Below are 627 nucleotides of genomic sequence, written 5' to 3'. Positions count from 1 at the left end.
TTAAATTCTTGGCACAAGGGATGTGGACGACCCTTTACTTGTCTTTCTTCATCATTGTGCTGTCTACCTTGTTCGGAACTATTCTGGCGGTTATGCGTAACGGAAAGAATCCTATTCTTCGTTGGATGGCTTCTATCTACGTTGAGTTCGTTCGTAACGTTCCTAACTTGCTTTGGATTTTCATTATCTTCTTGGTCTTCCAGCTTAAGTCTACAGCGGCAGGAATTACCTCTTTCACGGTCTTCACTTCAGCGGCCTTGGCGGAAATCATTCGTGGGGGACTGAACTCTATCGACCATGGCCAAACGGAAGCCGGCTTGTCTCAAGGGTTTAACAACAGACAAATCTTTATTTACATCATCTTCCCACAAGCTATTCGTAAGATGTTACCATCTATCATTTCTCAATTCGTAACAGTCATCAAGGATACTTCTTTCCTTTACTCTGTTATCGCCTTACAGGAATTATTTGGTAAGAGTCAGATTTTGATGGGTGGTTACTACGAACCTAGTCAAATCTTTACCTTATACGGTATCGTGGCTTTAGCCTATTTCGTGGTCAACTTTGCCATTTCTAGCTACTCTCGCTACCTCTCTAAACAATGGGAGCAAGCTAGTGAATAAAACA

At 42.1% G+C, this 627-nt stretch carries 1 protein-coding gene; it reads left to right on the top strand.

Annotated features, from left to right (window positions below; genetic code table 11):
* Nucleotides 1-8: 8 nt before the first annotated feature.
* Nucleotides 9-623, top strand: coding sequence for an amino acid ABC transporter permease (locus AX662_RS07210; RefSeq protein WP_231728421.1), 615 nt, complete (start codon nucleotides 9-11; stop codon nucleotides 621-623).
* Nucleotides 624-627 lie beyond the last annotated feature (4 nt).

The organism is Streptococcus sp. CCH5-D3 (assembly GCF_001556435.1).
In the GTDB taxonomy this organism is placed as follows: Bacteria; Bacillota; Bacilli; order Lactobacillales; family Streptococcaceae; genus Streptococcus.
Note: the sequence above shows the minus strand (reverse complement) of the source record. Positions and strands in the feature narration are given on the sequence as shown.